Consider the following 25,823-nt stretch of genomic DNA (forward strand, 5'->3'; position numbering starts at 1 on the left):
TTCCTCTTATAGTTTTGGCCTGATGCATGCAGGTGCTTGCAGGTTTTTCACCGCCAGCGGCGGTAATCTCACTATAGAGAGGAAAGGAAAATGCTGACTATCGTCCTTAAGGACGAGACGGTTTCAACCTGCGGCGGCGCTCACGGCGGCGCGCCATTGCATCGCCCCCTGCGGGCTGCGCGGGTAGGCGCGCAGCGGCGCCAGCAGCGCGGAAAAGAAGGCGTAATAACCGGCACACAGCCGGTTATAGCGATCTTCGCCCACATGCGCCGGGCAGCCGCCCTGGCAGACGCTTTTCACGCTGCAGCGTTGGCACTCGCGGCGCAGGCTCTTGTTTTTACCGAACGGCATCTCCGCCGCCCTTGCCGCCAGGGTGGCGAGCGGCGTGTGGCGATCGGCATGGCCGAGCAGATGCTGCGCATTGATCAGATGATCGCAGGCGTAAAGCCGCCCGTCCGGCTCCATCACCAGATTGCCGCCGCAGCGTTCGGCGTGCACGCAGCTGGGGCTGACGTGGGTGAAATACTGCGCGTAGACCTGTTCGATGTTCATCACGAAGACCTGGCCGATATGCCCGCGGCTGCGCCAGCGGCGATATACCGCCAGCATAAAGCGCCCCCAGTTGGCGGCGCTCAGTCCGTAACCGGCGGTGGGCGCATCCCCTTCCAGCATCAGCGGCTGAAACTGCAGATAACGCGCCCCGATCGCCACCGCATGATCGTAGATCGCCTCGGCGCGATCCGCGACGCCCTCGTGCACCACCATCAGCAGGTTGAAGTCGATCTGATGGCGCTGCAACAACGCAATGCCGCGCAGCGCGGCGTCATAGCTGGCGCCGCCGCGCTTGTCCGGCCGATGGGCGTCCTGCACCTCGCGATCGCCGTCCAGGCTGACGCCGAGGATAAAGTGATGTTGCCGGAACAGCCGGCACCAGGCGTCGTTCAGCAGAGTGCCGTTGGTCTGCAGGCTGTTGCTGATCCGCACGCCCGGCGGCGCATAGCGGCGCTGCAACGCCAGCGCCCGCTTGTAAAAACCGATCCCCGCCAGCAGCGGCTCACCGCCCTGCCAGACGAAGTTGATCTCGCGGCTGTAACGCGGCTGGGCGGCGATGTAGCTGCGGATAAATTCCGCCAGCAGGTCGTCGTCCATCTTGCGCGTCCGTTCTTCCTGGCGCTGCGGATAGTAGCAGTAGCGGCAACCCAGGTTGCAGCCGGCGCCGATCGGCTTCACCAGCAAATGAAAAGGCGCCGCCGCGCGCGGTTCGCTCTCCACCGGGATCTGCTGCGCACGCAGTTGGGCCAGGTTCATGGTGCCGCCTGCGGCAACGGTTTGTGGGTCTGCGGATCCAGGCCGATGTAGTCACCGGTGCTGGCGTCAACGCCGAGATAGTCGATCGCTGCGCCTTTGGCTTCAATAATCATGCTCTGCTGCGCAAAGCGGCGATACGCTTCGCTCAGCCGTTTGACCCGTTCCGGGTTGGCGGCGGCCAGATCGCGCGTTTCCAGCGGATCGTCATGCAGGTTGAACAGCCCCCACGGTGCCATCTGCGCCGTCGGCCCGGCCTTCACCAACCGCCGCAGCTTCCAGATGCCGTCTACATAGGCGGCCTGGTTATGCAACTCCACGCCGTAGGTCGCGCGCGGCACACCGTCGGCCTCGCCGCTGAAATAGCGCTTGAAGCTGACGCCGACCATCGGCAGCGTCGGTTTGGCCTTCAGCGGTTTGTTGGCGTCGATGCCGGCATAGTCATACAACGTCGGGGCGATGTCATACACCGCCATCGGCGTGCGGTCGATGCCGCCGCGCCCCTTCAGCCGCGGCGCGGAGATGATGAAATCGGTATTGATGCCGCCCTGTGCGCTGGTGGTTTTGTGGTAGTTGGCGTACGGCGCATTGCTGACGTTGGCCCAGTGCGGCCCGTAAGAGATGAACGATCCCTTGCGGCCGAGGTTGGCGTAACTGTTGTCGAACTGCCGCCAATACTCCGGCTTCGAGCCGTAGTAGAAGCCGCTGGCCGGGTTAGCGCCGTTGTCGGTGGCGAACACGATCACCGTATTTTGGTCACGGCCGGTCTGCTTCAGGGTGTTCAGCACCGCGCCGACCTGATCGTCCATATAGGCAATCATCGCCGCGTATACCTGCATGGTCTTGGCTTCATATTTTTGCTGCTCGGGCGTCAGCGCGTTCCAGGCCTTATCCAACGCCAGCGTCGGCATCGGCGTGCGATCGGAAATCAACCCCAGCGCCTTCAGGCGCTGAATGCGCTGCTGATAGGCCTGCTGATAGCCGGCGTCGTATTTGCCGTCGAATTTAGCGATCCAGTCATCCGGCGCCTGCAATGGATCGTGCGGCGCGGTGAACGCCAGATAGGCGAAGACGGGCTGATTCTGCGGTGTATCGCGGATCCACTGTTCCAGCTGATCGGCATAGGCCTTGCTGGAGTAGAAATCTTTGGGCAACGACACGCGTTTGCCGTTCAGGGTGTAGAAGGTGTGGAACGCCTCCACGGTGCCCAGCGGTTTCGCATCGTCGAAATGGCTGGTGCCGCCGCCCATGAAGGCGAAGGCGCGCTCGAAGCCGCGATCGGTCGGTTTGGCGCCGTCGACATAGCCCAGGTGCCATTTGCCCGCCATCATGGTGGCGTACCCCGCGTCGCGAAAGCGCTCCGGCAATGTGGTCACGCGGTCGGTCAGCCGCATTTCATAGCCCGGCTGCGCCGCGGTGCTCTCATACCACCACATGCCGCCCATGCCGGCCTGCTGGTTGGTGTTGCCGGTCATCAACATCGACCGCGCCGGCGCCGACATCGGCGAGGTGTAGTACTGGCTCATGCGCACGCCCCGCTCGGCCAGCGCCTGCAGGTTGGGGGTCGGTATCTCGCCGCCGAACGGGCTGATGTCGGAGTAGCCCATATCGTCCACCAGAATGATCAGCACATTGGGGCGATCGGCGTCCGCCCCCTGTGCCAGGCCCGATAAGGCGCCGCTCAACGCCACCGCCAACGTTTTTTTCTGCATCGTTCGTTCCCCGTATGGTCATGCGGACTGAACAACCCGACGCCTCAGCCCGAGAAAGGTCATCATTTTTTCGTCTTATACGTTTGGCGCCGCCTGGCGCTATCTTCAATTCGCAGTGTAGGAAGCGGTGGAAAAGCCTGGCTATCGTTCTTAAGAACGAGGGACGGCGACGGTCGCGCCGGTTGTAGCACGCGCAGAGCGGCGAGAGCCTCGCCCAGGCAAGCAGTGAAAAGCGCTGTAAATTCAGCGGGAAAAGCGGCGAATTATTTCATTAACCTATTAATGAAAATCGCGGAAAATCCGCTCTGAAAAGCCCTGATTAACGCAGTGTCATCTTGTTATTTATGTGTTTTATTGCAATCGGCCTCACGTTGTTAATATGTTTTTATTGTGTTGCCAAATTGCTACAACTATGCTTGTATCGTTCATATATTGACCGCCAACATTCTCCAGATTGAACGATAAAGGGAGGAACACGAATCATGCACAGCACCGCATCCGATGCCTTTATCAACAGTTGTTTGGCGACCATTACGCACCTGATCCCGGTGTCCGCCGGGGTGTTTTATCTGGTCGATCGCGACCTGCGGCCGGATCACTACATCCTGCACGGCATGCCCGATAAAACGCACCAGCAGTACCTGAACCACTTCCAGCAGATAGATCCGCTGCAGCCGGCCAATTTCCATCGCCAGGACATCACCATGGTCGGCATGAGCCCGGCGGCGATCGCCGGCAACCGCCGCTATTACCACGACTTTATGTTGCCGAACGACATGCGCGACATGACGGAGATCTTCATCCGCCAACGCAAGCGCATCGTCGCCGGGGTATCGCTGATCCGCGATACGCCGTTTACCGAAGTGGAGCGCGGCCGCCTGCGCGCGGTGCTGCCGCTGATCGAGCTAGCGACGCGCGATCTGCTGCCCGACGGCGAGGCGCAGCTGTTGACCGCCAAAGAGCAAGAGATCGTCAACCTGGTTCGCGAAGGCGCCAGCAATAAGCGCATCGCCCTGAAGCTGGGCATTTCGCTGTCCACGGTGAAAACCCATATGCGCAATATTTTCGCCAAAACCGACGTGGTGAACCGCACCGAACTGGTCGCCGGCGGCTTTCTCGCCCACGGTTAACGCCCGATAACGGCCGCCGCTGCCGACGGCCGGAAAATAACGCCAAAACGTATTCGCCATTTATGGCGCGGCCTCCCCCTGCCCGCAATCGGGCCGGGAGGGATATTTCATCGTCACTCAACGCTTGGGGAAAAGGTTTATGTCCAGTGATTCGGTTTCCGCGCCCGCCGTCGGCGCGGCGCTCCCCTGCCCGCCGCGGCTGTTGACCGCCATTATCGTCTTCGCCGCCATCGCGCCGGGCATTCTGATGACCGCCCCCGCCGTGGCCGCCCAGCTCGCTACTCAGTGGCAGCTCGGCCCGGCGCAGATCGGCCACCTGTTCTCCACCGAACTCGGCGCCATGAGCCTGGCCACGCTGCCGGCGTGGTGGTGGATCGGGCGCATCAACTGGCGGCGGGTCGCTACGCTGTCGGCGCTGGTGTTTATCGCCGGCAACCTGGCTTCGGCGCTGGTACAAGATTTTACCTTGCTGCTACCGCTGCGCTTTATCGCCTCGCTGGCGGGCGGCACCCTGATGATCCTGTGCATCACCTGCGCTGCCGGCACCGCCAATCCCAGCCGCGTCTATGCCTTCTGGGTGCTCGGCCAGCTGGTGCTGGGCGCGGTCGGGCTGCTGGTGCTGCCACCGCTGTTTGCGCACTTCGGCCTGATGGCGGTCTACCTGATTTTGGCCGCCATCATGCTGTGCTGCCTGCCGCTCATCCCGGCGTTCCCCAACGGTTTCACCGCCGCCCGCACCGCCCGCAGCGGCCCCGCCGCCTCGCTGGCGCGCAAGCTGTGCGCCGTGCTGGCGGTGCTGACCTTTTACATCAGCCTGAGCGCGGTCTGGACCTTTATCGGCGGCATCGCCGCCGGCGCCGGGCTGTCGCCGGCCCACAGCGGCCAGGTGCTGGCCGTCGCCACCTTGCTCGGCATCGTCGGCGCGGGGGCCGCGGCGCTGATCGGCGCGCGCTTCGGCGGCGGACGCCTGATCGTGCTGGGGTACGCCCTGCTGCTGGCCAGCGTGGCGCTGCTGACGGGCCAGCCCCTGCTCCTGCGCTTCGCCCTGGCCGCCCTGCTGTTCAAATTCACCTGGACCTTCGTGCTGCCGTTCATTCTGGCGCGGGTCGCCGGGCTGGATAACGACGGCAAGCTGATGAACGGCATCAACCTGGTGATCGGCGGCGGCATGGCCATCGGCCCGACGTTGGCCGGCTCTCTGATCGAATCTTCCGGCGGTTTCAACGCCTTGCTGTTCGGCGCGCTGGGCTGCGCGCTGCTGTCGCTGCTGTTGATTTCGCTGGCTTCACCGCGCGCACCGCGCCGTATAACAGGAGGAGAAAGGTGAAAAGAACAACCGGTTTCTTGTTTGATGAACGCTGTTTCTGGCACAGCACCGGCCTGCACGCCACCACCCTGCCGGTCGGCGGCTGGGTGCAACCGCCCTCGGGCGCCGGCCATGCCGAATCGCCGGAAACCAAACGGCGTATGAAGAACCTGATGGACGTATCCGGCCTGTCGCGCCAGCTCACCCTGCTGAGCGCCGAACCGGCGACGGAAGAAGACCTGCTGCGCATCCACCCCTCCCACTACCTGCAGCGCTTCAAACAGGTGAGCGACAGCGGCGGCGGCCTGCTGGGGGAGGAAGCGCCGCTGGGGCCGGGCAGCTATGAAATCGCCAAACTCTCCGCCGGGCTGGCCTGCGCGGCGGTGGAGGCGGTGCTGCAGGGCGAGCTGGATAATGCCTATGCGCTGTCGCGCCCGCCGGGCCACCACTGCCTGCCGGATCAATCGATGGGCTTCTGCTTCCTGGCCAATATTCCCATCGCCATCGAGCGCGCCAAGGCCCGCTACGGCCTCGGCAAAGTCGCGGTGCTCGACTGGGACGTGCACCACGGCAACGGCACCCAGCACATCTATTGGCAGCGCGGCGACGTGCTGACGCTGTCGCTGCATCAGGACGGCTGCTTCCCGGCGGGCTATTCCGGCGAGCAGGATCGCGGCGAAGGCGACGGGGCGGGCTGCAACGTTAACGTGCCGATGCTGGCCGGCGCCGGCGACGACGGCTACCTGCACGCCATGCGGCGCATCATCATCCCGGTACTGGAAAAATTCGAGCCGGAGCTGATCATCGTCGCCTGCGGTTACGACGCCAACGCCCTCGATCCGCTGGCGCGCATGCAGCTGCACAGCGACAGCTTCCGCGCCATGACCGCGCTGGTGCAGGAGGCCGCCGACCGCCTGTGCGGCGGCAAACTGGTGATGGTGCATGAAGGCGGCTACGCCGAATCCTACGTGCCGTTCTGCGGGCTGGCGGTGATGGAACAGCTAAGCGGCGTGCGCACTGAAGTGCAGGATCCGCTGCTGACGTTCATCCAACAGCAGCAGCCGCGCGACGCCTTCAACCGCTTCCAGCGCGAAGCGCTCGACGAGCTGGCGCGTCAGTTCGGCCTGTAATCCCCTCTCTGCGGGCGCCGCACCCGGCGCCCCTGACAACCTCGCCGCCAGCCGCTACGCTGAAAGGCAACCCTACCACCATGAGAACAATAACATGTCCGAACAAACCGTCAGCTTTATCAAAGGCCGTCACGGCGACATCGCCGTGCACGACTGGGGAAACGACAAGCCGCGCTATCTGGCGCTGCTGGTGCACGGCTACGGCGAGCACCTCGGCCGCTATCAATACGTGGCGCGCACGCTGCAGGCGCAGGGCGCGCGGGTGTTCGGCCCCGACCATCTCGGCCACGGCCTGTCGCAGGGCGAGCGCGTGCTGATCGAAGATTATGACGCCGTGGTCGACGACGTGCAGCGCGTGGTCAGCCATTTCCGGCAGCAATACCCCACCTTGCCGCTGGTGGTGATCGGCCACTCGATGGGCGGCATGATCGCCACCCGCTACGTGCAGCGCCATGGCGAGGAGGTACGCGCGCTGGTGCTGTCCGGCCCGCTGCTCGGCGACAGAACGGCGATTTCCGATCTGGCTGAACTGCCGACGATCCCCGACGCGCCGCTGGATACCGCGACCCTGGCGCGCGATCCGGCGGTTGGCGCGGCGTATCAGGAAGATCCGCTGGTGTGGCACGGGCCGTTCAAGCGTCCCACCCTGCGCGCCATGCAGCGGATCCTCGCCGCCATCAACGCCGGGCCGGGCTTCGGCGCGCTGCCCACGCTGTGGATCCATGGCGACGACGATCGGCTGGTGCTGATGAGCGAAACGCAAACCGCGCTCGATCGTCTGCGCGGCGACGATTTCGAACGGATGATCAATGCGGGCGGGCGGCACGAGAGCTTTAACGAAACCAATAAGGATCAGATCCTCAAGCGGGTGACTGATTTTATTACGCGGACGTTAGGCTAAGGCGCTCCCCCTCGGCATTCAGCCTGCTGAGGGGGGCATGACGGCGTCAGCCTTCGACGATGGCGAGGTAGTGTTTGACGAAGCGATCCGAGGTGATGTCCCAGCGCACCGGGGTGCCTTTCTCGACGAACCAGGAATCGCCGGCCTGATACTGCACCGATTCGCCGGTGCGTTCGTTGGTCAGGGTCGCACTGCCTTCCCACACCGTGGCGTGCTCGGCGAACGGATACTCCATCACGAAGCTGCCGCGGGTGCAGCTGAACACGCCGCAGTTCAGGTTGTCGGTCGGTTCGCCGAAGATGCTGGCCACGCCGACGTTTGGCGTACCGGCGATCACCGTGGCGCCCAGGTTGCTGACGCTTCCGATCTCCAGCAGTTCTGGCAGCGGTTGTTTAAGCAGTAACGGTTTCATGTGATTCTCCTCTGAGGGTTAACGGCGGCCTTTCCAGTAGCCGGATGTCTGGTGCCAAACCTTACCGGCGGTGGTCATCACCCGCCGCAGCTTGTCCTTGCCGAAGATGTTGACGTGCGGGATCGAGCTCATCAGATCGTACCGATCGGATCCTTCGCTCATGCCCTCCGCCAGCACCTTGCACACGATGTGGCTCGGCGTCACGCCGAAGCCGGAGTAGCCCTGCACGTAAAACACGTTGTCGCGATCCGGCAGCGTGCCGATCTGCGGGAACAAGTTGGCGCTGCAGCACAGCGGACCGCCCCAGGCCAGATCGATCTTCACGTCTTTCAGGTACGGGAACACCTTCAGCATCAGGTTGCGGTTCCAGGCCTTGAGATCCGACGGGAAATATTCGATCAGGCGGGTGGCGCTGCCGAACAGCAGCCGGTTCTCGTTGGTCACCCGGTAATAGTCGATCACCGGGCGGATGTCGCTGTAGGCGCCGCGGATCGGGCTGATCTGGCGGATCAGATCGTCAGACAGCGGCTCGGTGGCCAGCTGGAAGGCGTAGGTATTGATGGTCTTGCGGTAGATCTGCGGCTCCATGCCGTTGAGAAAGCCGTTGCAGGCCCACAGCATCTTGTTGGCGCGCACCGAGCCCATGGCGGTGTGCACCGTAATGCGCGGGCCATACTCCACGTTGAGCACGCTACTGTTCTCAAAGATTTTCACCCCGTAGCCGCTCAGCGCCTTGGCCTCGCCCAGCAGCAGGTTGAGCGAATGCACGTGGCCGCCGCCCATGTGCTTCAGCGCGCAGGTGTAGGCGTCTGAGCCCACCACCTGCTTGACCTCCGCCCCGGTGTAGAGCTCAATTTCCTCCTGCGGCGCTACCGCCTTGAACTCCTTCAGCCAGCCGCGCAGGGTCTTCTCCTGGCGCGCGTTGCTGCCGAGATAGCCGTAGCCGAAGCAGAAGTCGGCGTCGATGTCATATTTCTTGATGCGCTCGCGGATAATGCCGGCGCCGAGGTTACTGATTTTGAAGATGGTTTCCAGCCCGGCCGGGCCAACGTGGCGCTTGATCTTCTCCAGATCGTGGCCGATGCCGGCCATCACCTGGCCGCCGTTGCGCCCGGTGCCGCCGTAACCCAGATAGCGGCCTTCGAGAATGGCGATGTTGGTGATGCCCTTCTCCGCCAGCTCCAGCGCGGTGTTGATGCCGGAGAAGCCGCCGCCGATGATCACCACGTCGACGTCCAGATCCTCTTCCAGCGTCGGGAAGCGCAGATCGTATTTTTTGGTCGCCGCGTAGTAGGTTAAGGACTCGATTTCGTTGTTCACTGCCGCACTCCCGATTGCCTATGCCATGACATCGGATTATCGGGAGCAGTGGGATCGTTCGCTATGTCCCCTTAGGGACATTCGCTACAAAAAATTAACATTCACGCGCTGCGCCGCTGCGGGGCGGTCAGCAGCAGGCTAAACAACTCGGCCTGAGAGCCGATGTTCAGCTTGCCGTAGATGTTCTTGCGGTGATTTTTTACCGTGCCGAGGCTGATGAACAGCCGGTCGGCAATCTGCTGCGAAACGCAGCCGGCGAGGATCAGATCGACGATCTCGCGCTCGCGCGGCGTCAGCAGATAGCGCGCCTGGGCGCCGTCATCGTTCACCGTCGCGGCCTCGGCCGGTGCCGCCACCACTTCGCCGTGCAGCCGCGCCACGCTTTTCACCAGCGTCAGCGCACTGCGCAGATCCGCCCGCTGCGGATAGCGTACCGCCACCGTGCGGCGCACCGAGCCGAAGAATACCCCCAGCCCGCGCTCCGGCGTCAGCTGCAGCAGCACGCCGGCCTCGTCGTGCCAGCCGGTCTTGCGATAAAAATTACGGTAATAATCGCTGTGATAAAACCCGCAGGGTGCCAGCTGGCGCAGCGTGAGCACCTCGCCTTCGCCGCCGTCGCTCAGCGCGCGGTAAAACGGATCCTGCAGGTAGGCGCCCTGTTGGTAGATCTGATTGACCGCATCGCTGTTTTCCCGCTCGGTTTTGATCAGGCAGCGCGGCGGCCGGCCGCGTTCGAAGGCATAGACGATGGCGTTGTCGAAGGCGAAAAATCCCTCCAGCCAATTCAACAGGCTGGGATAAAAACGCGGGCTAGCCACCGCATCGATCACCGCAGACAAGCGTTCAACCTGAATTTCCATACCCGCCTCGCCATTATTAACACATTAACAATCTACCGATTTCGGATGGGGTTGGCCGCACGACGGCCGGTACTGTTAAAAAAAGCACCCAAAACGCCGAAATGCAAGAGCGCGATCGTTTACATGTTAAACAACTCACAGGTTGCCGCGGCGGGGAAAGCGGTGGCCGCTCCGCGCCCGCTGGCTTATGCTGTGGCATCGCGCTCTGCAACGTCGTCAAGGAGACCTCATGTCCGTCAGCCACATCATCGCCAACCGCCAGACCTGGTTCGGCCACGGCAGCATCCAGCAACTGCCGCCGCTGCTGCTTGCCGATCCGCAGCCGACGCTGCTGTTCAGCTGCCGATCTTTTCTCAACGGCCCGGTGTACGCCGGCCTGCGCGAATCGCTGACGCCGCTGCTTATCGGCACTGAGATCGTCAGCCACGAGGCGTCGCCGCAGGAAATAGACGCCTGGGTGGCGCGCTGGCGCGGCCAGGCGCGGCGCGTGGTGGCCATCGGCGGCGGCAGCGTCCTGGACGCCGCCAAGGCGTTCTCCGCGCTGGTGGAGCATCCGCTGCCGACGCTGCGCTATATGGAAAAAGTCGGCGACAGCAAAATCAGCGGCGCCACCCTGCCGCTGATCGCCATTCCCACCACCGCCGGCACCGGCAGCGAGGTGACGCAGAACGCGGTGATCACCGATACCCAGGTCAGCAAAGTGAAGGCCTCGCTGCGCCACAATAACTTCGTGCCGCACACCGCCATTCTCGATCCGCAGCTGCTGGCGGGCGCGCCGGACAAAGTGTTGGCCTACTGCGCTATCGACGCCTTCACCCACCTGTTCGAGGCCTATCTGTCGAAAACCGCCGGCGCCATGACGCGCGACATGTCGCTGAACGGCATACGCCACTTCCTCGCCGCCTGGCCGGCGCTCAACCGCAGCGATGCGGCGCGCGAGGCGATCATGCAGGCTTCCTACCTCGGCGGGCTGACGCTGAGCGCCGCCGGGCTGGGGGTCATTCACGGCATCGCCGGCGAGATCGGCGCGCTGCGCGACTACCACCACGGCCAAGTCTGTGGCCGCCTGCTGCTGCCGTTCCTCGCCCTGCTGGAAACCAGCGAACAGCCGCAGCAACGCGCGCTGATGGCCGAGCTGGCCGCGCGCCTGTACCCACACTGGCAGGGCAGCCCGGAGAGCTACCTGACCGATTTCATCACCCGCCACGCCATTGCGCCGTTCTGGCAGGACGATTTGCCGATTTCCGGCCAGGAATTGGCGGTGGCGCTGGAGAAATCCAACAGCAAGAATTCCTGGATCGACTATGCGCCGGCGCAGCGGCAACGGATGATCGAAGAGGCGTTTCGCGTCGAATGATTATATAATCAGATCAACGCACTAGCAGGAGTTAAGAAAATGGGCATCATCGGCTGGATCTTCGCCGGCATCGCGGTCGGCATCCTGGTCGGCGCGCTGATCAGGATCTTCGGCAAGAAGAAAGAGCAGTAAGCGTCACGCTGTTCCGTGGGCCGCCAGCAGGCACTCATGGAACAGCTTCACCACCCGCTGCGGCACCGGCGAGCGGCGCAGCACGCTGGAGTATTCGCAGTGATAGCGGAACAGCGCCGGTTTGATCGCCCGCATCATATTCTGCGCCACGAAAAACGCCGCGTAGTGATCAGGCAAAAAGCCGACGTATTTGCCGGACAGGATCAGCGTGGCGATCGACTCCTGCGCAAACCCCGTCGCCTTGCGATGCAAATGTTGCTGCAGGCTCAGTTCCATATTCGGCGAATGATAGCCTAATCCGGCGAAGGCATAATTGTGCAGCAGATCCCAATTTAATGTTTCATGGGGGCCGGAAAATAATTCATGCTGCGCGCCGCAATATAAGAACATCCTCTCACTGAATAACGGATGATAAGATAAACTTTCCGCGCTGCGGTGCATGGGAATAACGCCAACCTGAAATTGCCCGTCAATGACGCCGCGTTCAATGGTATTAATCGGCTCCACGTACATTTGCAAAGAAACCTCCGGCGCGCGCTCGCTGAATAACGCGATGGCCCGGCCGATCTGCGCCTGCGGATTGCTGACCGTATGGTCGAATATCGCCACGTGCAGCTGCCCGCCCATGCGCTGGTGCACCTCGTCCACCCCGCGCCGGAACGCCTCGGTGGCCGCCAGCAGGTTGACCGTTTCCTGATAGATCAACAGCCCCTCGTCGGTAACCGCAAAACCCTCGCGCCCGCGCTGGCACAGCGTCAGGCCCAGCCGCTGCTCCAGATCCTTGATGTGCTTGCTGATGGTCGACAGGCTGATATTCAGCTCCAGTTCGGCGGCGCTCATGCCGCCGCAGTCGACCACGGCCTTGAATACCCGCAGCAAACGCAGATCCATATCCGACAATTGCCCTAACAGCGCGCGCTTTTTTACTTGCATAAAACCTTAAGTAAGTTTCGACATATGATTATTCACAGTAGAGAACAAGCGGTACATAGTCAATTTCGCACAACAATTCGTTAACAACTCATTTTATTTAATTAATCGCACTTATTTTCCTGCCCGGAGGAAAACATGGCCGCTGAAAATTATTCGCTTAATCGTCTCGATGCCGAAGGGTTAGAGGCCCATTGGATGCCTTTTACCGGCAACCGTAATTTTAAAGCGCAGCCGCGCATCATTACTCAGGCCGCAGGGGCGTATTACACCAGCCACGACGGCAGAAAGATTTTCGACGGCCTGTCCGGATTGTGGTGCTGCGGATTGGGGCACGGCCGGCAGGAAATCACCGACGCCGCCCAGCGCCAGCTGGCGACGCTGGATTACTCGCCGGCGTTTCAGTTCGGCCACCCGCTGTCGTTCGAGCTGGCCAACAAGATCAAGGCACTGACGCCGGCGGGGCTGGATTACGTGTTCTTCACCGGCTCCGGATCGGAAGCGGCGGACACCTCGCTGAAAATGGCGCGCGCTTACTGGCGCGCCAAAGGCCAGGCGGGCAAAACCTGCTTTATCGGCCGGGAAAAGGGCTATCACGGCGTTAACTTCGGCGGCATCTCGGTCGGCGGCATCGCCGGCAACCGCAAGACGTTCGGCGCCGGCGCCGAGGCGGACCATCTGCCGCACACCCTGCTGGCCGGCAACGCCTTTTCGCGCGGCATGCCGCAACAGGGGGCGGAGCTGGCGGAAGAGCTCAACCGCATCATCGCGCTGCGCGACGCCTCGACGATCGCCGCGGTGATCGTCGAACCGTTCTCCGGCTCCGCCGGGGTGATCGTGCCGCCGGTCGGCTACTTGCAGCGCCTGCGCGAAATCTGTACCCAGCATGACATCCTGCTGATCTTCGACGAAGTGATCACCGCCTTCGGCCGCTGCGGCGCGATGACCGGCGCCGAGGCGTTCGGCGTCACGCCGGACATCATGAACATCGCCAAACAGGTGACCAACGGCGCGCAGCCGATGGGCGCGGTGGTGGTACGGCCGGAGATTTACCACACCTTCATGAACGGCGGCGAGCCGGACTACCAGCTCGAATTCCCGCACGGCTACACCTACTCCGCCCATCCGGTCAGCTGCGCGGTCGCGCTGGCGACGCTGGACATCCTGCAGCGCGAACAGATGGTGGAGCGCGTACAGGCGCTGGCGCCCTACTTCGAGCGCGCGGTGCACAGCCTGCAGGGGGCCAAACACGTCGCCGACATTCGCAATATCGGCCTGGCGGCCGGCATCACGCTGGCGGCGCGGCCCGGCGAGCCGGCGCGGCGCCCCTTCGAGGCGGCGATGCGCTGCTGGGAAAGCGGATTTTACGTGCGCTACGGCGGCGACACCCTGCAGCTGGCACCGCCGTTCATCAGCAGCGAAGCGCAGATCGATGCGCTGATCAACGCCGTGGGCGACGCCCTCAACGCCACCGAATAAGGAGAGAACCATGACCATCACCCATTGGATCAACGGCGAGCCCGCCGCCGGCGGCGAACGCAGCCAGCCGGTTTACGACCCGGCCACCGGCCAATCGGCGCAGGAGGTGCAGTTGGCCGACCGCGCCACGGTGGAGCGCGCCATCGCCGCCGCCGAACAGGCTTATCCCGCCTGGCGCGATACCCCTCCGCTGAAGCGCGCGCGCATCATGATGAAGCTCAAGGATCTGCTGGAGCAACACGCCGACGCCATCTGCCAGTTAATCACCGCCGAGCACGGCAAGGTGCTCAGCGACGCCCTGGGCGAACTGCAGCGCGGCATTGAGAATATCGAATACGCCAGCTATGTGCCGGAACTGCTGAAGGGTGAACACAGCAAAGAGGCAGGCCCGGGCATCGACAGCTGGAGCGAGTTTCAGCCGCTGGGGGTGGTGGCGGGCATCACCCCGTTCAACTTCCCGGCGATGGTGCCGCTGTGGATGTGGCCAATGGCGGTCGCCTGCGGCAACACCTTCGTGCTGAAACCTTCCGAGCGAGTGCCTTCCGCCGCGCTGTATATCGCCCGGCTGGCGGCGGAAGCCGGGCTGCCACCGGGGGTGCTCAACGTGGTCAACGGCGATCGTGAAGCGGTGGAGACGCTGCTGCATGACGGGCGCGTCAAAGCGATCAGCTTCGTCGGTTCGACGCCGGTGGCGGAGCACATCTATCACACCGGCTGCGGCCAGAACAAACGGGTGCAGGCGCTGGGCGGCGCCAAAAACCACGCGGTGGTGCTGCCGGACGCCGATATCCCCGGCGCGGTCGGCGCGCTGATGGGCGCGGCGTTCGGCTCTTGCGGCCAGCGTTGTATGGCCATCCCGCTGGTGGTGGCGGTGGGCGACGGCACCGCCGACGCGCTGATCGCCGGGCTGCGGCAACAGATGGCCGCCATGCGCGTCGGCCCCGGCAGCGACAACCGCAACGACATGGGGCCGCTGGTGACCCAACAGCATTATCAGAAGGTAAAAGGCTATATCGATCAGGGCGTGGCCGAAGGCGCCGAGCTGCTGGTGGACGGCCGCGAACTGAGCGTGATCGGCGCCGACGGCCGCCCCAGCCAGGGGTATTTCCTCGGCCCGACGCTGTTCGATCGCGTGACGCCCGGCATGCGCATCTATCAGGAAGAGATCTTCGGCCCGGTGCTCGGCGTGGTGCGCGCGGCCTCGCTGCCGGAGGCGATGGCCATGATCGACGCCCACGAATACGGCAACGGCACCTGCCTGTTCACCCGCGACGGCGAAGCGGCGCGCTACTTTTCCAGCCGCATTCAGGTCGGCATGGTGGGGATCAACGTGGCGCTGCCGGTGCCGGTGGCCTACCACTCGTTCGGCGGCTGGAAGCGCTCGCTGTTTGGCGATCTGCACGCCTACGGCCCGGACGCCGTCAGGTTCTACACCAAACGCAAGACCGTGACCCAGCGCTGGCCGGCCTCCGGCGATGCCCGCCGCGCCAGCTTCAGCTTCCCGTCGGGGCAGGGGTAACACATAAGAACAATAAACTTCCGGGGAGCAACGCTCCCCGGCATTTAGCGCGCTCCATTTGATTCCTGCGTACAGCCTGTGCAGCAAAACAATAACTCACTCACACGTTAATGGAGTCGTTATCCCATGAAAGAGTCCGCCCCTGAACACACCTTCAAAGGCAATCTCAGCGTCCTCGACGTGGTGATGATCACCGCGTCCGGCGTGACGCCGGCCAGTTCGATCTTCGTTATCGCGCCGCTGGCGATCGCCAACGCCGGCAGCGGCGCCTTTCTGTCGTTTCTGATCGCCGCCTGCGTCGCCGCCGCCATCGCGTTGTGCTATGCCGAGCTCGGCGCCGCACACCCCAGCGCCGGCGGCGAATACAGCATCATCAAGCGCCTGTTCGGCACCCTGTGCGGGTTGCAGACCTACCTGTTTATCCTCAGCGCCTCGCTGTTCGTGCCGGCGGTGCTGGCCACCGGCGCAGTGCCTTACCTGAACACCGCGCTGGGCACCCAATTCGACGCCTCGACCGCCGGCATGCTCACCGTGCTGGTCGGCGGTATCTGCGCCATTTTCAACATCAAAGCCAACGCCCTGCTGACCGGCGCCTTCCTGGTGGTGGAAGTGGCGGTGCTGGCGCTGATCGCCTGGCTCGGCTTCAGCCACCCGCATCAGAGTACGGAGATCCTCACCGCGCCGGTGATGCTGGACGCGCAGGGCAGCCTGGCGCCGGTATCGCTGCCGCTGATCGTCGCCATGGTCGGGGTCGCGCTGTTCTCCTACAACGGCTACGGCGCGGCGGTGTACATGGCGGAAGACATGCGCGAACAGGGCAGGCCGATGGCGATCGCGATCATGCTGACGCTGGTCATCGTGGTGCTGGTGGAACTGGTGCCGTTCACCGCCCTGCTGATCGGCTCGCCGTCGCTGACGGAGATGGCCAAACAGGCCGATCCGGTCGGCTACGTGGTCACCCAACTCGGCGGCCCGACGCTGGCGCGGGTGGTGAGCGGCGCAATCTATCTGTCGGTATTCAACGCCATCATCGCCATCGTGGCGCAGTTCAGCCGCATGATGTTCGCCAGCGGACGTGACGGCTTCTGGCTGCCGGCGTTCAACCGGGCGCTGAAAATCATCCATCCGCGCTTCGGCACCCCCTGGATCGCCACCCTGCTGTTCGGCGTGCCGTCGGCGCTGCTGGCGTTTTGCTCCGATCTCGAATCGCTGACCTCGTTCACCGTGATCCTGCTGCTGCTGGTGTACATCATTATGGCGGTGGCGGCGCTGATCAGTCGCCGTCGCCGCCACTTCCACCACCCGTACCTGATGCCGCTGTGGCCGCTGCCGGTGGTGGTGGCGCTGCTGTGCTGCCTGTACGTGCTGTGGACGATTTTGATCGCCAGCAGCCTGAAAGACTTTATTATCATTGCCGGCATCATCGGCTTCGGGTTGGCGCTGAACCATCTGCGCGGCCGCCAGACGGCGCCCCTCGCCGCCCCCTCAATAGAAGGAGAATAACCATGACGCAGCGCGCTCAGGATCTGGGCATCATCATCGGCCAGGGCACGCCCGGCCCGCTGAACGCCATCACCGACGTGCCCGGCGTGCGCGTCGGCCATGCCAGCCTTCATGCCGACTTGGCGGACGGGCGCAGCGTGCGCACCGGCGTGACGGTGATCGAACCGCGCCCCGGCTCCGCCCGCCACGCGCCCTGCTTCGCCGGCGTGCACGTGCTGAACGGCAACGGCGACGCCACCGGCCTGGAATGGGTGCGCGAAGCGGGCCTGCTGACCAGCCCGATCGCCTTCACCAACACCCACAGCGTGGGCGTGGTGCGCGATGCGCTGATCGCGCTGGAGCGTGAAGCGCTGCCCGCGGGCGACAACGCTGTGTATTGGAATATGCCGGTGGTGATGGAAACCTTCGATGGCCTGCTCAACGACATCAACGGCTTTCACGTCAAGGCCGAGCACGTGCGCGAGGCGCAGCAGGCGGCCCAGGGCGGCTTGCCGCAGGAAGGCGCGGTCGGCGGCGGCAGCGGCATGATCTGCCATGAATTCAAAGGCGGCAGCGGCACCGCCTCGCGCCGCTTGCCTGCCGATCAAGGCGGCTGGACGGTGGGCGCCATCGTACAGGCCAACCACGGCAAGCGCGAGTCGCTGCTGGTCGGCGGTTACCCGGTGGGCCGGCATCTGGGGCATATCCCCTCGCCGTTCACGCCGCAGTTGCCGCATCCCGGCATGGGCTCCATCGTGGTGGCGCTGGCGACCGACGCGCCGCTGCTGCCGCACCAGTGCGCGCGGCTGGCGCAGCGCGCCAGCATCGGCATCGCCCGCACCGGCGGCGGCACCGAGGATTCGAGCGGCGATATCTTTATCGCCTTCGCCACCGGCAACGACGGCCTGCCGCCCGCCGACTACGCCAATAAAGGCGCTTTTACCACGCCGCTGCGCATGGTGAACAACGACTACATTTCGGCGCTGTTCGCCGCGGCGGCGGAAGCGGTGGAAGAAGCGATCGTCAATGCACTGCTGGCGGCCAATACCGTTAGCGGTAACGGCCACCGGGCGGAAGGGTTAAGCGCCGAACAGCTGGTGACGGCGCTGGAGAAGGCCGGCTGGCGGCGATAAACAACGCGGGGCGCGGGTTAACGCGCCCTGACCGTCAGGATTCGCCGCCCGGTTTGGGCGTCGGGTAGTCGTAATCCAGCCGCAACGGTTCGGCGTAGACGCTGTTCCACAGCTGTTGGTACAGCTGGTCCAACCGCCCGCTCATCGCCGCGCTGTGCATCACCAGCTCCAGATTGCGCGAGTTGTCCAGATAGCCGCCGGTCCAGTTGCTGGTGCCCACCCAGGCAATCTCGTCGTCGATGGTCATCAGCTTGCTGTGGATCACGCGGGCAAACGGAATGAAGCCGCTGCTGGCCGGCGGAATGGTCACCACCTTGACCTGCACGTTCGGCACCAGCGCCAGGCTCTTCAGCCAGGCGATATCCGGCTTTTTGGTGTTCCAGTTGGCCACCATCAGCTCGATCTGCACGCCGCGCGCCGCCGCGCTGCGCAGCGCGTTGTCGATGACCGCGTAGAAGGGGCGACTGCGCTCCGGGCCAAACGACAGCGGCGCGTAGTCCATCACCTGCACCCGCACCCGCCGTTTGGCGCCGGCCAGCAAGCGCGGCAGCTCGGCCTGCGAGTCAATCACCCCCGCCGGGTTGTAGGCGCGCGGGCTGGCCACCAGATAGTTGCCCTGCGGCTGCGCCGTCGGCGGCGAATCGGGCAACGCCGGCACCGGCTTATCCTGCGCCAACAGCGCCTGCGCCCGCCAGTCCTGTTCGAAGATCGCCTGGATCTGCCCCACCACTTTAGCATCGCTGATGCGCAGCCCGGTTTCGTGAATATGCTCCAACGCGCGCCAGTCGAAATTCTGGCTGCCGACAAACGCCTGCTCGCCGTCCACCAGCAGATATTTGGCGTGCAGGATGCCGCCGCTCAGCTTCTGGTAAGGAATGATGCGCAGCTCCAGATTGGGGATCGTCTTCAGCTGTTCCAGCGTTTCGGCGGTAGAAATGCGAATGCCCTTCTCTTCCACCAAAAAGCGGATTTTCACCCCGCGCTCACCGGCCGCCTTCAGGTGCTGCAGCACGCCGTCCAGCAGCGAACCGTCCTGATTCGCCACGTAAAACTGCCCCAGGTCGATGCGGGTTTTCGCCGCGTCGAACATCTCGCGCCACACCTCGGCGGTGTTGCGCAGGTCGTCGGCCTGCAGCGCGGTTTCCACCGGCGCGGTGTACACCAGCTCATAGCCGGGAATCGCAAAACGCGCCGCAGCGCTCTGGCTCAACATCAACAAACAACCGCTCCACAATGCCGCATAAAGGCGGCCGAGCGGCCGCCGTACTGGATGGCCATTAGGCATAGCGCGGCGCTCCGCTGTCAACCCATTGTTCGCCGCTGCCGTTCTCCGGGCGGCTGGTCGGCTGACCGGCGCGGATCAGCAGCACCTTCAGCAGCTCGTTGATGCGCTCCATGCGGCTCTGCAGGAAGTTGTTGGCCACCAGGCACAGCAGCGCGATGGCGATGCCGAGGCCAGTGGCGTACAGCGCGGTGCCCATCCCGGCCGACACCAGGCTCGGCTCGGACACCCCCGAGGCGGCCAGCGCCTTGAAGGTTTCGATGATCCCCATCACCGTGCCGAGCAACCCCAGCAGCGGCGCGGCGGTGACCACGGTTTCCAGCAGCCACAGGCCGCGCGCCATCGGCGGCTTGCTCAGCAGGTACTGGGCGTCGATCAGATCGCCGATCGCCTCGCGGTCGCCGGCGCGGTGCTTCTGCGCCAATACCGGCGCGATCACCGCCATCGGCAGGCTGTTGCGCTGGGTCAGCTCGTCCGGCAGATCGGCGGCGCGGCGTACGTCCGGCGTCAGCGCCTGCTCCAGCCGGCGCGCCTGGCGTTGGGTATAGGCGAAGTACAGCGTGCGTTCGATGATGATCACCAGCGCGATCGCCAGCGCGGCGTACATCACGTAGAAAATAATGTCGTGCAACAGATTGGCGTCCATACAGGGCTCCTCTTCCCCGCCGCCGGGCAGGCGGCGGGGTATTCAGTTAAAAGGTGGCTTCCAGCGAGACGCTGAAGGTGCGTTCTTCGCCGACGTTGTAATACGGCGTGCTGGCCTTCACGCCGCCGTACGGCGCCGCGTTGAAGGTGGTGGTGCGCACCGAGGTCAGGTATTCCTTGTCAAACAGGTTGCTGATGCCAAAGCGCAGCGCGGCGCTTTTGACGATTTTCTTGTCCACCGGCAGATGCACCCCCGCCGCCAGATCGAACACCGTGCGGCCGCCGATCTTCTCGTCGTTGGTTAGATCGCCGTAGAACGCACTGACGTACTTGCCGCTGACGCTGCCGTAATACAGCCCGTCGTCATAACCCAACGTCATGTTCAGCAGGTTTTTCGGCACGTTCGGCACTTCTTTGCCGGAGGTCGGCAGCGGCTGCCCGCCGTTGCTGACGATGTCGCTCTTCTGCTTCGATTGGGTATAGGTATATGAGGTGTAGTAGTTGAAGTTATGCGGCAGTTGGCCGCTCCACTCCAGCTCCAGCCCTTTGTTCTCCACATTGCCGATGTTCATCATCTCGTAATCGCCGGCCGAGTTGGTGGTGGAGATCTGGCGATCGCTGTAGCGCATGTAGAACAGCGTGGCGCTCAGCAGCATGTCCTCTTGCTGGAAACGCCAGCCCAGTTCGTGGTTCCAGCTGAGTTCCGGCTTGGTGCTGAGCGAGTCGCCGACGTTGTACAGCACGTAGTTTGGCGGCGTGCGCATGTTGCGCGTCAGGTTGTAGAACACCTGGTTTTCCTGGTTCACCTTATAGCTGGCGCTGAAGTTCGGCAGGAATTCGTGATAGGTGGCTTTGCGCTTCTCCGGCACGTTGTACAGGCTGCCGCGGTTGTCCCCTTTGCGCTCCACGTACTGATAGGCCAGGCCGCCGACGAAGGTCCAGTCCGGCGTGGCGAACCAGGTGTCCTGCAGCCACACCTTCTGCGCCGGGGTGATGGTGTACTGGTTGCGCCCCTGCACCGTATTGCCGTTGGCGTCCTTCACCTGATCGGATCCGCCCGGTTTGCCCGAGATTTGCGCCGGATTGCCATCATCTTTGATGCTGATGAACGGTTGGGTCTGCAGCTGGCGCGCGCGCTCGTACCAGTAACCGATGTCCAGGCTGTGCTGATCGTTGATGTCCCACTTCAGCTTGGTGGTGATGCCCGGCCGCCAGGTTTGGGTCCACGACGGGCGGTAATAGGTGTTGGACTGCAGGTTGCTGAGGTCATACTGCCCGGCCTTGTCCGACGTGCTGGACAGCACCGAGGCCGTCTGGCCGTTGAAGCTGCCGCCGTTGCCCCAGTAGTAATACGGTTGCAGAGTCAGCGACAGGTTATCGCGCAGCTGCAGCTTCTGGGTGAACGACAGCGTGAAGGTTTCGAACGGGTTGCGTTCAATCTTGTAGTACTTGTTCAACTGCCCTTTGCTGTTGTACTCCGGTGTGGTGACGTAGTCGGTGTCACGGCCGTCGTTTTGGAACTGCGCCTTGCTCAGAGTGTTGTAGTTGGTGTTGTTCTGGCGGTTGTACTTCATCACCAGGTTGCTGCTGTTGCCGTTGCCGTCTTCGTACAGCGAGTTCATCTCGAATTTGTCGGAATACAGTCGCCCCTCGCCGCGCCACTTCTTCGCCTCGGTGTGCGAATAAGAGAGCCAGTTACTGAAGCCGTTGTACTCGCCGGTCTCCAGGCGGGCAAAGGTTTTGCTCAGGCTGTTGCTGCCCAGCGTTTGCTTGACGAAACCGCCGAAGTCTTTCGCCGGGCGGCGCGTCACCAGGCCGATGTTGCCGCCGCTGGAGCCGATGTGCGGGCCGTCCGCTTCGGAAGACCCTTGGGTGACGAACACCTCCTCCAGGTTTTCCGCATCGCCGAGCAGGTTCGGGTATACCGCATAGTTGCCGGAGTCGTTGATCGGAATGCCGTCCATCGACAGGCCGATCTGATCCGAGTTCATGCCGCGCATGGTGTAGTCCACGCCGCTCAGGCCGCTGGCGTCGTTGCTGTTGACGTTCAGGCCCGGCGTGTATTTCAGCTTGTCGATGGCGTTGGCCGCCGACGGCATTTTATCCATCGCCTCTTTGGTGACGGTAGAACGCGCCTTGGCGCTGTCATCCTGCACCATCATGCCGCCGCCGAGCGACTGCCCCTTGACGCTGATGGTGCCGACATCGGTGGCGTCGGCCGCCAGCGCGGCGCCCGGCAGCATCGCCGACATCACCGCCAGATAGATCCCAGAACGATTAAACGATTTCATTGTGTACATCCCATAAAAATCAAACGATTAACCCTTGCGCTAAGGCGCCTGATAATTGAACGTCGCGGTAAATCTTTTGGTTGTTTGCCCGGCGAACGCCTCGCTCGGGAACGGCTTCACTGAACTGATGCTTTGCAGGCTGCTCATCGCCGCGCGGTTCAGCAGCATGCTGGCGGCTTTGTTGGCGATGCCGGAAGAGAGCACCCGCCCACTGCGATCGACCTCCAGCCACACTTCGACGTTGCCCTGCGGGCGCTCGAGCGAGGCCTGGCGCCCGCTTGGGTAGCGCTTGCGCTGTTCCAGCTCGCGGCGCAAGGCCAGCAGATAGCCGTTTTCAATCGCCTGCGCGTTCACCTTCGGCGCCGCGGGGGCGGCCGGTGCGGGCTGCGCCGCCGGTTTGCTGACCAGCGCGCGCGGCGCGGCGGGCGCCGGCGTCGGTTTAGGTTTCTCTACCGGTTTGGCTTTCTCTTTTACCGGCTTGGGCTTCGGCTGCGGTTTCGGCACCGGCTTGGCTTCCACGATCGGTTCCGGCGCCGGCACCACCGGTTCGGGGATCGGCTCCGGCTCGGGCGGCGGCGGTTCGGGCTGAGGTTCCGGCGGCGTTTCCGGTTGAGGTTCAGGCGCCGGTTCAGGCTCCACCAGCGCCAGTTCGATAGCAGTTTCGTCGTAGCGCGGCTGGATCTTCAGCGCCGCCTGCTGGCTGGCGAACAGCAGGCAACCGGCGACAATCAGCGCCGGCAGCCAGCTGAAAAGATGACGTGAGCGATAGAGCAGATACATGTCACAGCTTCCGTGTCGCGATGGAGACGGAGAAGAAACCGCCCTGGCGCAGGTTGTCCATAACCGCCACCAGCCGCTCGACCGCCACGCCCTTGTCGCTGTTGACGATGATGGTGGTGGTCTGGTTGGCCTGCTGCTGTTGCTTGAGCGTAGTGACCAACGCGCCGAGCGCGATCGGCTGGCCATCCAGCTGCAGCTGTTCGTCGGCCCCCAGCGTGATAATCGCTTTCTTCTGCGGTTTCAGCTGCTGCGCACTGCCGGCGGACGGCAGCTGCGTTTTCAGCCCGAGCGCCGGAATGACGTTCAGGCTAATCAAGACGAAAAACACCAATAAAAACATCATCACGTCGATCATCGGGATCAGTTCGATGTGCGCTTTGTTTTTTTTCGGTTCGTTCCAGTTACGCATGACACTCCCTCCCAAAAGCGAAGCAGCCAATATAGGAGGGGTATGTTTACCTTTTGTTACGCTTGTGTGATCTTATTTTCACAGTGTGGTTTTTTTGCGAGAATTTTTTCAATGGCAGGCGATAAGGGAGAAGATATAACTTATTAATTAGCGATAGTTTTTATTGGAATAATTGCGATTCGGGCATTTCAGAGAGCCAAAGCCAGAGAGGATAATGTGAGAATAGTGACAGCCCAAACGGTCACTACAACAAGACCTCAAGCCCGTGCTTGCGTACGATCGAAAGCAGCTTAAGCGACACGCCGCCCGGCCGCTTCACCCCCGTCTCCCATTTCTGTATGGTCGACACGCTGGTATTCAGATAACGGGCAAAAACCGGTTGGCTTAAACATAGCTGCTCACGCAAGGCTTTGATCTCTTGGGGCTGTAACATCTCGACCGGAGCAAGGCAAGACTCGTCGAAACTGCGTAGGGTTTCCAGAGAAATGGCGCCAGTACGATGCAATCCTTCAGCCGCGCTGTGAATCGCCTCAAAGGCCGGACTCCGAAACGTTTTTTCCTTCTTCATGACAAATCTCCATCCATTCGTTCTTCACGACCAAGGATTGGAGCATTTCATCGCTCAACGCGCCAAAATGCACCGCCAACTTGCGAAAAGCTTGCGATTCCGCCCCAGAGATATTGGCCTGGACCTGTTTGGCAAACAAAAAAACATACACCCAATGCCGACCGTTTTTCGCTAATACCAACGCACGGTCCCGATTGTGATTAAGACGTTTTTTAAATACACCACCGCCTAAATCCACAGCCAAGCCCCGTTGTACATCGTGTACCGCCCGACATAATGCCTTATCGGTAATGCCGTGCGCCTGAGCCTTCTTGCTAAACCAACGAGTGTTAAATGTACGCATTGCAATGAGTTTCCCGTAAAAATATAGCACTGAGTGAAACACTTTCCCAGAGCATTCCTTCTCGCCAGCATCACCTCAAACTCGATGATGGCCACCATGGGAAACCCGATTTGCATGATGGCGCGCATCATGGCTTCTTTCTGTGCAACGCTGAGGGCATCATTGCGAACGCACACACAACAACATGTTTTACAAGCATAAAAAAAGACGCCCGCAGGCGTCTTCTTGGCATTTTCACTGAGGCCGGAAGGCTTTCAGTTCACTTTCACCGGCATACCGGAACGGGCCTTGATCGCCGCGTCCACTTCGCTCTGGTTAACACCGGCGTCCATCAGCACTTTGCCGACTGGCGCGGAAATGGTCAGCGGCACCGGATCTTTCGATTGCAGCTGCTCTTCGTTGGCCGACAGCGGGTTGTGCACTTCCACATAGCGCGAGCCGTCCGGTTCGACGGTGGCTTTCATCGGTTCGTTGATGAACTGCACGCGGGTGCCGACCGGCACGTTTTCGAACAGGTACTTGATGTCGTCGGCGCGCAGACGCACGCAGCCGTGGCTCACGCGCAGGCCGATGCCGAAGTTGGCGTTGGTGCCGTGGATGGCATACAGGCGGCCAACATACAGCGCATACAGCCCCATCGGGTTGTCCGGGCCGGCCGGGAACACCGCAGGCAGGATTTCGCCGTCAGCCGCGTATTCGGCGCGCATTTTGGCGGTCGGCGTCCAGGTTGGGCCGTCTTTCTTGCGCTGCACGGTGGTGGTCCAGTTCAGCGGGGTGTCTTTACCCAGCTGGCCGATGCCGATCGGCAGCACCACGACGGTGTTGGAACCTTTCGGGTAGTAGTACAGACGCATTTCGGCGCTGTTGATGATGATGCCTTCACGCGGCGCGTCCGGCAGGATCAGCTGTTGCGGGATGGTCAGGGTGCTGCCGGCCTTCGGCAGGAACGGATCCACGCCCGGGTTGGCCTCCAGCATGTTGCTCAGCCCCATCTGATACTGGGCGGCGAAGCTCTCCAGCGGCAGTTTGCTGTCTTCCGGTACGGTGATTTGGATATTCTCGCCCACCAAACGGCTGTCTTTTGGCGGCAACGGGTAAACGACGGCGAAGGCAGCCTGGCTGAAAGCAACCAGTGCCGTAAACAGGGTTAATAACGCGCGAATGCTCATTTTCATCTTCGTGTTGGTCAAGGCCACTGGCGATTAGGGATATCGGTTTCTACGGCCACTTTACCCCGTTGAATTTCAGCCGACAGCCAACGGCGCTGCGGCCTGAAAAGCCAGGGGGGTTTGACCGGATGCGCATTATATGTGCACATCAATCAAAGTGTGAACCATTACCGATGTAATATCGCAATTTTTTGTAACCTGACGCGCCACGAAGGCGATTTTTTGCGA

At 62.6% G+C, this 25,823-nt stretch carries 23 protein-coding genes; 9 read left to right on the forward strand and 14 right to left on the reverse strand.

Translation table 11 applies throughout. The features are described 5' to 3' along the window. Window positions 1-123: 123 nt before the first annotated feature. A complete protein-coding gene (locus ACJ8HA_RS14600) occupies window positions 124-1,308 on the reverse strand; it encodes an anaerobic sulfatase maturase (RefSeq protein ID WP_089181645.1) in 1,185 nt (394 codons plus the stop codon). After that, on the reverse strand, window positions 1,305-3,017 hold the full coding sequence (locus ACJ8HA_RS14605) for an arylsulfatase (RefSeq protein WP_049204609.1): 1,713 nt from the start codon (window positions 3,015-3,017) through the stop codon (window positions 1,305-1,307). Before ACJ8HA_RS14605 ends, ACJ8HA_RS14600 begins: the two co-directional genes overlap by 4 nt. Before the next feature lie 482 nt (window positions 3,018-3,499). Here ACJ8HA_RS14605 and ACJ8HA_RS14610 point away from each other — a divergent pair, with 482 nt between their 5' ends. The 4 genes from ACJ8HA_RS14610 (at window position 3,500) to ACJ8HA_RS14625 (ending at window position 7,484) form a co-directional block, all read left to right on the forward strand. Further along, the gene (locus tag ACJ8HA_RS14610; protein WP_049204607.1) at window positions 3,500-4,147 is read left to right on the forward strand and encodes a response regulator transcription factor; all 648 of its coding nucleotides are present in this window, start codon (window positions 3,500-3,502) and stop codon (window positions 4,145-4,147) included. Window positions 4,148-4,286: 139 nt separating this feature from the next. Then, window positions 4,287-5,474, forward strand: a complete 1,188-nt coding sequence (locus ACJ8HA_RS14615; RefSeq protein WP_043136167.1) for an MFS transporter — start codon at window positions 4,287-4,289, stop codon at window positions 5,472-5,474. Beyond that, window positions 5,471-6,583: a class II histone deacetylase gene (locus ACJ8HA_RS14620; RefSeq protein WP_260515898.1), complete on the forward strand. Its 1,113-nt coding sequence runs from the start codon at window positions 5,471-5,473 to the stop codon at window positions 6,581-6,583. The genes ACJ8HA_RS14615 and ACJ8HA_RS14620 overlap by 4 nt, the downstream gene beginning before the upstream one ends. A gap of 94 nt (window positions 6,584-6,677) precedes the next feature. Next, window positions 6,678-7,484 (forward strand): alpha/beta hydrolase, encoded by an 807-nt coding sequence (locus ACJ8HA_RS14625; RefSeq protein ID WP_164068584.1) that lies wholly within the window; start codon window positions 6,678-6,680, stop codon window positions 7,482-7,484. A 46-nt stretch (window positions 7,485-7,530) separates the two neighbouring features. On the opposite strand, the gene ACJ8HA_RS14630 is transcribed toward ACJ8HA_RS14625, so the two are convergent. The 3 genes from ACJ8HA_RS14630 to ACJ8HA_RS14640 form a co-directional block, all read right to left on the reverse strand. Then, the gene (locus ACJ8HA_RS14630) at window positions 7,531-7,896 is read right to left on the reverse strand and encodes a cupin domain-containing protein (RefSeq protein WP_015376517.1); all 366 of its coding nucleotides are present in this window, start codon (window positions 7,894-7,896) and stop codon (window positions 7,531-7,533) included. An 18-nt stretch (window positions 7,897-7,914) separates the two neighbouring features. Continuing rightward, window positions 7,915-9,216 (reverse strand): NAD(P)/FAD-dependent oxidoreductase, encoded by a 1,302-nt coding sequence (locus tag ACJ8HA_RS14635; RefSeq protein ID WP_164068586.1) that lies wholly within the window; start codon window positions 9,214-9,216, stop codon window positions 7,915-7,917. A 101-nt stretch (window positions 9,217-9,317) separates the two neighbouring features. Then, a complete protein-coding gene (locus tag ACJ8HA_RS14640) occupies window positions 9,318-10,076 on the reverse strand; it encodes a helix-turn-helix transcriptional regulator (RefSeq protein ID WP_164068589.1) in 759 nt (252 codons plus the stop codon). Window positions 10,077-10,305: 229 nt separating this feature from the next. Here ACJ8HA_RS14640 and ACJ8HA_RS14645 point away from each other — a divergent pair, with 229 nt between their 5' ends. Beyond that, complete coding sequence (locus ACJ8HA_RS14645; protein ID WP_043136185.1) at window positions 10,306-11,433, forward strand: iron-containing alcohol dehydrogenase; 1,128 nt, start codon at window positions 10,306-10,308, stop codon at window positions 11,431-11,433. Between the two features lie 135 nt (window positions 11,434-11,568). Here the strand turns inward: ACJ8HA_RS14645 and ACJ8HA_RS14650 are convergent, their stop codons facing one another. Continuing rightward, window positions 11,569-12,498 (reverse strand): LysR family transcriptional regulator, encoded by a 930-nt coding sequence (locus ACJ8HA_RS14650; RefSeq protein ID WP_049204598.1) that lies wholly within the window; start codon window positions 12,496-12,498, stop codon window positions 11,569-11,571. A 135-nt stretch (window positions 12,499-12,633) separates the two neighbouring features. Here ACJ8HA_RS14650 and ACJ8HA_RS14655 point away from each other — a divergent pair, with 135 nt between their 5' ends. From ACJ8HA_RS14655 to ACJ8HA_RS14670, 4 genes are all read left to right on the forward strand, one after another. Next, window positions 12,634-13,974, forward strand: a complete 1,341-nt coding sequence (locus ACJ8HA_RS14655) for an aspartate aminotransferase family protein (protein ID WP_025305172.1) — start codon at window positions 12,634-12,636, stop codon at window positions 13,972-13,974. Window positions 13,975-13,984: 10 nt separating this feature from the next. Continuing rightward, window positions 13,985-15,493, forward strand: coding sequence for a CoA-acylating methylmalonate-semialdehyde dehydrogenase (locus ACJ8HA_RS14660; protein WP_099816605.1), 1,509 nt, complete (start codon window positions 13,985-13,987; stop codon window positions 15,491-15,493). 126 nt (window positions 15,494-15,619) lie between these two features. After that, window positions 15,620-16,996, forward strand: a complete 1,377-nt coding sequence (locus ACJ8HA_RS14665) for an APC family permease (RefSeq protein WP_025305170.1) — start codon at window positions 15,620-15,622, stop codon at window positions 16,994-16,996. 2 nt (window positions 16,997-16,998) lie between these two features. Then, window positions 16,999-18,108, forward strand: a complete 1,110-nt coding sequence (locus tag ACJ8HA_RS14670) for a DmpA family aminopeptidase (protein ID WP_089196480.1) — start codon at window positions 16,999-17,001, stop codon at window positions 18,106-18,108. A 34-nt stretch (window positions 18,109-18,142) separates the two neighbouring features. Here ACJ8HA_RS14670 and ACJ8HA_RS14675 read toward each other — a convergent pair whose 3' ends face one another. The 8 genes from ACJ8HA_RS14675 to ACJ8HA_RS14710 form a co-directional block, all read right to left on the reverse strand. Next, the gene (locus ACJ8HA_RS14675) at window positions 18,143-19,393 is read right to left on the reverse strand and encodes a phospholipase D-like domain-containing protein (RefSeq protein WP_089196479.1); all 1,251 of its coding nucleotides are present in this window, start codon (window positions 19,391-19,393) and stop codon (window positions 18,143-18,145) included. Further along, the gene (locus tag ACJ8HA_RS14680) at window positions 19,386-20,036 is read right to left on the reverse strand and encodes a MotA/TolQ/ExbB proton channel family protein (protein WP_089196478.1); all 651 of its coding nucleotides are present in this window, start codon (window positions 20,034-20,036) and stop codon (window positions 19,386-19,388) included. The genes ACJ8HA_RS14675 and ACJ8HA_RS14680 overlap by 8 nt, the downstream gene beginning before the upstream one ends. A gap of 46 nt (window positions 20,037-20,082) precedes the next feature. Continuing rightward, window positions 20,083-22,326 carry a TonB-dependent receptor family protein gene (locus tag ACJ8HA_RS14685; RefSeq protein ID WP_049204587.1) on the reverse strand — a complete coding sequence of 748 codons (2,244 nt, stop codon included), beginning with the start codon at window positions 22,324-22,326 and terminating at the stop codon, window positions 20,083-20,085. Window positions 22,327-22,365: 39 nt separating this feature from the next. After that, window positions 22,366-23,106: an energy transducer TonB family protein gene (locus tag ACJ8HA_RS14690; RefSeq protein WP_151428311.1), complete on the reverse strand. Its 741-nt coding sequence runs from the start codon at window positions 23,104-23,106 to the stop codon at window positions 22,366-22,368. 1 nt (window position 23,107) lies between these two features. Further along, window positions 23,108-23,515 (reverse strand): ExbD/TolR family protein, encoded by a 408-nt coding sequence (locus ACJ8HA_RS14695; RefSeq protein WP_049207797.1) that lies wholly within the window; start codon window positions 23,513-23,515, stop codon window positions 23,108-23,110. A 244-nt stretch (window positions 23,516-23,759) separates the two neighbouring features. Beyond that, window positions 23,760-24,083: a helix-turn-helix domain-containing protein gene (locus tag ACJ8HA_RS14700; RefSeq protein WP_049207794.1), complete on the reverse strand. Its 324-nt coding sequence runs from the start codon at window positions 24,081-24,083 to the stop codon at window positions 23,760-23,762. Beyond that, a complete protein-coding gene (locus ACJ8HA_RS14705) occupies window positions 24,046-24,426 on the reverse strand; it encodes a type II toxin-antitoxin system RelE/ParE family toxin (protein ID WP_151428312.1) in 381 nt (126 codons plus the stop codon). The genes ACJ8HA_RS14700 and ACJ8HA_RS14705 overlap by 38 nt, the downstream gene beginning before the upstream one ends. A 254-nt stretch (window positions 24,427-24,680) precedes the next feature. Further along, a complete protein-coding gene (locus ACJ8HA_RS14710) occupies window positions 24,681-25,601 on the reverse strand; it encodes a L,D-transpeptidase family protein (RefSeq protein WP_025305160.1) in 921 nt (306 codons plus the stop codon). Window positions 25,602-25,823: the final 222 nt, after the last annotated feature.

Source organism: Serratia sp. CY33802, from assembly GCF_052169095.1.
GTDB lineage: Bacteria > Pseudomonadota > Gammaproteobacteria > Enterobacterales > Enterobacteriaceae > Serratia > Serratia bockelmannii.